The organism is Amycolatopsis jejuensis (genome assembly GCF_000717335.1).
GTDB lineage: Bacteria > Actinomycetota > Actinomycetes > Mycobacteriales > Pseudonocardiaceae > Amycolatopsis > Amycolatopsis jejuensis.
On sequence record NZ_JNYZ01000073.1, the window covers coordinates 1 to 5,275 of the forward strand.

At 70.4% G+C, this 5,275-nt stretch carries 7 protein-coding genes and 1 pseudogene; 2 read left to right on the plus strand and 6 right to left on the minus strand.

The window, feature by feature from the left end:
• Together OO71_RS52820 and OO71_RS45695 are read right to left on the minus strand one after the other, a co-directional pair.
• Positions 1-171: pseudogene (locus OO71_RS52820) on the minus strand (histidinol dehydrogenase); the annotation flags it as partial.
• 408 nt (positions 172-579) lie between these two features.
• Positions 580-1,164 (minus strand): helix-turn-helix domain-containing protein, encoded by a 585-nt coding sequence (locus OO71_RS45695; protein WP_033296395.1) that lies wholly within the window; start codon positions 1,162-1,164, stop codon positions 580-582.
• A 70-nt stretch (positions 1,165-1,234) separates the two neighbouring features.
• Here OO71_RS45695 and OO71_RS52825 point away from each other — a divergent pair, with 70 nt between their 5' ends.
• A complete protein-coding gene (locus OO71_RS52825; RefSeq protein WP_245633985.1) occupies positions 1,235-1,693 on the plus strand; it encodes a DUF3040 domain-containing protein in 459 nt (152 codons plus the stop codon).
• A 2-nt stretch (positions 1,694-1,695) separates the two neighbouring features.
• Here OO71_RS52825 and OO71_RS45705 read toward each other — a convergent pair whose 3' ends face one another.
• The 3 genes from OO71_RS45705 to OO71_RS45715 all read right to left on the minus strand — a co-directional run bounded on the left by OO71_RS45705 (position 1,696) and on the right by OO71_RS45715 (position 4,212).
• Positions 1,696-2,178, minus strand: coding sequence for a hypothetical protein (locus OO71_RS45705; RefSeq protein WP_033296397.1), 483 nt, complete (start codon positions 2,176-2,178; stop codon positions 1,696-1,698).
• 121 nt (positions 2,179-2,299) lie between these two features.
• Positions 2,300-3,856 carry a GMC oxidoreductase gene (locus tag OO71_RS45710; protein ID WP_033296398.1) on the minus strand — a complete coding sequence of 519 codons (1,557 nt, stop codon included), beginning with the start codon at positions 3,854-3,856 and terminating at the stop codon, positions 2,300-2,302.
• A 50-nt stretch (positions 3,857-3,906) separates the two neighbouring features.
• Entirely contained in the window at positions 3,907-4,212 is a 306-nt protein-coding gene (locus tag OO71_RS45715) for a GMC oxidoreductase (RefSeq protein ID WP_033296399.1), read from the minus strand.
• Between the two features lie 305 nt (positions 4,213-4,517).
• On the opposite strand from OO71_RS45715, the gene OO71_RS49780 reads away from it, so the two are divergent.
• On the plus strand, positions 4,518-5,213 hold the full coding sequence (locus OO71_RS49780) for a substrate-binding domain-containing protein (protein WP_162186197.1): 696 nt from the start codon (positions 4,518-4,520) through the stop codon (positions 5,211-5,213).
• Here OO71_RS49780 and OO71_RS45725 read toward each other — a convergent pair.
• A partial coding sequence (locus tag OO71_RS45725; RefSeq protein WP_033295374.1) for a Fe-Mn family superoxide dismutase occupies positions 5,158-5,275 on the minus strand: 118 nt, incomplete at its 5' end. The genes OO71_RS49780 and OO71_RS45725 overlap by 56 nt on opposite strands.

Genomic DNA, 5,275 nt, shown 5'->3' on the forward strand with positions numbered 1-5,275 from the left:
GAACCGCTCGGTGAACTCCAGCACCGCCGCCACCCCACGGTCGCGCACCGCCTCCACCACCGGCCGCACCTGATGCACCGCCACCTCCACGTCGTACTCAGCACGCGGAAGCGCAGCACGCAGCTCGGCAACGGACGGGACCTGCCCACGGAGGTCAGTACGAGTGATCATGGGTCAATTCTGTCGGGTGCCGATGCGCCATGCCTGCGGCAATGCCCTTTTTGCCCAGAAAGCTTTCCCAGGCGGGGTGCTCATCCGGGCAGATTGTCCACACCGGACGGAACAAGGTGCACACCCCCGCGCCGACGAACTCGCCGTACCGGTGCCGCACCTCGGCGGTCGGGGGCGCACTGCCGGTCATCTGGTCCAGCGCGGACCGGCTGGTCGCCAACCCGCAGTAGTTCGGCGCGGGCGTGACTGCCTTTCGCTGCCCCGTAAGCACTTTCGCCGATGGCCGCGGTCACCGCGTCGTTCTCGATCAGGCACGGAACGCAAAGGTCGGCGCTGAGCCGCCCGGTGAAGGGCGGGAGTGAGGCGGTGACAAGGGGCAGCGGCGGCGGAACCCCACCCCGCCGGGCGTTACCTCCGGTACCGGGCCTTGAGGTGGAACCGCTCCCCCTGCGGGCCGAGGATGCTCAGGAACTCCACCGGATGCTCGTCGGCGTTGCCGTACCAGTGCGGGAGGTGCGTGTCGAACTCCGCGACCTCCCCCGCGGTCAGCACGAAGTCCTGGTCGCCGAGGAGCATGCGTAACCGTCCACTCAGGACGTACAGCCAGTGGTATCCCTCGTGGGTCCGCGGTTCCGGGGTCAGGTGGTCGGTCGCACCGGCGGGGAGGATCTGCTTGTGCACCTGGAGTCCGCCGGGTTTGCGGCTCAGCGGGATCACCGTCATCCCGTGGTGGGTGAACGGGCGCGGGTACACCCTCGGGTCGCCGCTGGCCGGGGCGCCGACCAGTTCGTCGAGCGGGACCTGGTACGCCTTCGCGAGCGGGAGCAGCAGCTCCAGTCCCGGTTTGCGCTGACCGGACTCCAGCCGGGACAGCGTGCTGATCGGGATGCCCGTGGTCTCCGCCAGCGCGGTCAGGGTGGCCCCGCTGCGGCGGCGCAGCTCCCGCAACCGCGGCCCGACCGCGGACAGCACGGCGTCGAACTCCTCGCTCATCCTCCCATCATGCGCGGAGCTTTGCAGATTCCGCAAAGAACTTTGGCGCAATGGCGAAAAGGGGGCCACGGTGTCGACCGGCAGCCACCCGGCCGGGTCGCGTTGGGGCACCGCGGGCATTTCGCCGCCGGTGCGGGAGATGCGGCCTCATCCCGGCCCGAACTCACCCGGGTACGGCGGCGAAATGACCACACCCGGCGGATTTCGTGGCAGAATCCAGGAACAGTCCTCACCGGCGGAGCGGGCCATGGCGCTACGCGACTACGAACAACACCAGCTGGACGAGATCGAACGCCACCTCGCCCACGAGAATCCGCGCCTTGCCCGCCGGTTCGAGAAGTTCCGCCCGCTGCACGTGGTCACGTTCGCCGCGGCCACCGTCGCCGTGCTGAGCATGTTGCTGATCGGGCTCGTCACCATGGTCGTCGGGTTCGGGATGGGGGCACTCGCACCGATTCTGGTGGGTGCCTTCCTCACCACTGCCGTCCCGCTGGCGCTGGTCTGGTTCTACCGCTGCCGCTGGCGCTGACCTCAAGCCGCGCGCAACGCCGTCCGAGACGGCCGCGCGAACCGGCGGTACAGCGCGTACCCCCCGATCAGCGTCACCACTTCCCATGCTCCGGCCGCGATCAGCGCCATCGACACCACGTCCGCGCGGTCCGGTGACGCGGGCAGCAGGTGCCCGCGTCCGTCCACCCGGATCCGCGTCAGGCCCGGGGTCGAGGGATCCGAGCGCAGCGGGACGTCTGCCTCCTCCGTCCCGCCGTCCGGCGCGGTCCAGGTGATGTGCCGGGTACGCGGTACCGCTGCCCCTTCGGTGCCGAACAGGGCGCCCGGCTCGGGATGCACCACCGCGACCACCGACCGGCCGGGGGCCCGCTCCATCGCCGCGGTGCCCTGCCGGTGGATCCACAGGCCGAGCCCGATCCCGGCCGCCGCCGACGCGGCGAGGAGCACCGCGAAGACCGGCAGCAGGAGCGCGCGGGCGCGCGCAGGAACAACAGCGGGGTGCATGGCACTGACAATGCCGGGAAAACGGCCGGGAGAACAGAAACCGCGACCGAACCGTGCCCTCCGCTCGCGGGAAACCTTCCTGGCGGGGCAAAACAGGCGGCAAATCACCCCAATTGTTCACTCATTCGTGCGTAACATCACCACCGGTCAGCACCGCCGAAGCGATCCGGAACGCATTCGCCGCAATGGTCAGTGCCGGGTTCACCGCCGCCGACGACGGGAAGAACGACGAGTCGGCAAGCCACAGGTTCTCCACGTCGTGGCTGCGGCACGACGCGTCCAGCACGCTGGTGGCCGGATCGGGCCCGGCGACCGCGGTACCGCACATGTGCGAGTTCGTCTCGATCCCCATGCGCTGGGTGAAGATCAGCGGGTACCCGGCTCGCCGCACCAGCTTCCGCACGCGCGCCACCAGCTCGTGGTGCGGCGCGAGGTTCGTCGGCGTCCAGTCGATGACGATCCGGTCGCCTTCCACGCGTACGCGGTTGTCCGGCGACGGCAGGTCCTCGGTGGTCAGGTAGAGGTCAAGGCTGCGGGCGGCCATGAACCCGAGCGCCCACATCGGCGCCCACCGCCGGGCCGGTTTGAGCATCGGCGCCTGCAGTTTCCCGAGCATCTGCAGGTTGCCGAGCGGATACGGTCCGGTCTCGTAGAAGTCGTTGATCCCCAACGTCTTCTGCCATTTCGTGGGGTTTTTCCGGAAGGGGTCGACACCCAGGAAAAACGTGCTGTTGTGCACCATGTAGTTCCGGCCGAGGAGCCCGGACGAGTTCCCGAGCCCGTCCGGATGCCGCGGCGAGGCCGAGCGCAGCAACAGCGCGGCGGAGTCCACCGCACCGCCCGCGAGCGCGAACCGCTCCGCGGTGATCCGCAGCGTCCGGCCGCGATGCCGGACCTCCGCGGCAGCCACCCGGCGACCGTCGTCCGAGGTGACCAGCCGCGTCACCTCCGCCGACGGCAGCAGCTGCACCCCGGCCCGCAGCGCGGGCAGCAGCAGGCGGTTCTCCGCGTCCGACTTCCGCCCGGTCTCGTCCGGGCTGCCGTCGGCCGTGGTGACCTCGGCGCGGTCGGCGTCCGTGGTCACGTTCAGCGCGTTGGGCGTGTGGAACGGATGCAGCCCGGCCCGCCGCAACGACGCCGCGAACCGCTCGATCTCCGGTTCGTGCTCCAGCGCCGGATGCGGGTACGGCGTCGAATGCGGAGGTTCCGTCGGGTCCTCGCCGACCTGGCCGTGCACCTGCAGCAGCCGCTCGGCGAGGCCGTAGTACGGCTCGAGGTCGGTGTAGGGGAACGGCCACGCCCGCGAACGCCCGTCGTGGTGCTCGACCTCGCCGAAGTCGCTCTCCCGGAACCGCGGCAGCATCGCCCCGTACAACCGGGTGTTCCCGCCGACCCAGTAGTAGACGCCGGGCGCGAACAGCCGCCCGGTCCGGCCGTCCACCCACTCGCCCGCGTTCTTGTACCGGCCCTTCAGGTACGTCTCCACCGGCTGCGAGTTCTCCGGTTCCCGCGGCAGGAACCCGCCCCGCTCGACCACGAGCACCCGGCGCCCGGACGCACGCAACGCCCACGCGAGCGCCGAACCACCCATGCCGGAGCCGATGATCATGACGTCGGTCTCCAGGTCTCCGTCAGGAGTCAGAATGGCGTCTGACGGGACCTCCGGCGGTACGTACACGGTTCCTCCTCACCCGGCGCCACGGATGAAATCCGCCGCCCGTTCGCCGATCATGATCGCGGGCGCGTTGGTCGACGACCTTGCCCCAGCATGCACGTTCCCGACGGGTGATAGGACGAGAACGATTGCGCGCGGAGGTAGTCGTCGATGTCCGCGTCCCGATCGGACAGCGGGGCCAGACCGGCGTCCGCCGCCGCGCGCAGGTCCGCGTCCAGCATTCCGGTGAGCCGGTTCTCCCGCGCAATGCCCATGCAGATCCGCACGCCCTCGCGCAGCCGCTGCCGGTCGTCGTCGTCGTCGAGGTAGTTGTGCACGATCCGCGGTTTGGCGTACGGGTGGTTGTGCCGCAGCCGCACCGAACCCCTGCATGTTGCGGCCGACGTCGGGCAGGTCATGCCGCAGCGGCACATCCTCGAAACCGCTGCCCGGCTGGGGTACGCAGGCGGGCGGGCAAGGTCGGCGCGATCGGCGTGATGCTGATGGACAGCCTCGAGTACGCCTCCACCCGCGCGCTGCTGCAGGGCATCGTGCAGAGCCACAAGTTCGACGACTACGCGCTCACGCTCGTCTCACTGCCGACACGCCGCCCGCCGAGGGCGAGGCCGGGCTGCCCGACCGGGCCGCGTTGCAGGTGGTCGTCGATGCACCGCGGCTCGCTGACGTGCCCTTGGTCTGCATCCCGGACCGGCTCGCCGCGCGCACCCAGATGACGCATCTCCTGGACCTGGGTCACCGGGCGGTCGGCATCCTGGCCGAACGCCTGGCGCCGGACGGTCACCACGGTCTCGCCGACCCATCCCGCCGGGGCCGCGCGACCGAACGCGTCGTGCGGGAACGGATCGCCGGGTACCTGGACGCAGCGGGTCCGGATTTCGCCCGGCTCCCGGTTATGGAGGCCGGGGGTTTCGACCATGCGGCCGGGGTGGCCGCCACCCGCGCACTCCTCGGCGCAGGCCCGATCACCGCCATCGCCGCGACGTCGGACACGATGGCGATCGCGGCGCTGGACGTCGCGCGCGAACGCCGCCCGCGCGTGCCGGAAGACCTGTCGGTGATCGGCTTCGACGACGTCCCCGGCGCCGAGCGCCGGGCACTCACCACGATGCGCCGGCCGATGCAGGAGAAGGGCCGCCTCGCCGCGGCCATGCTGCATGACCTGCTGAACGGCGCCACGCCGGAGAACACCGTGGAACTCCAGGCCGAGCTGGTGATCCGCGGGACGACCGGGCCACCGGCCGCCTGGCGTCCGGGTACGAAAAACGGGGCCCGGCCAGACGGCCGAACCCCGTTTGCGCGCGTACTCAGCCGAGCAGCAGGCCGTTGCCGCCCGCGACGGCGTTGTCGAACCGCTTGCTGATCTCCGCCCAGTTGAAAATGTTCCACAGCGCCTTGACGTAATCCGGCTTCACGTTCTTGTAA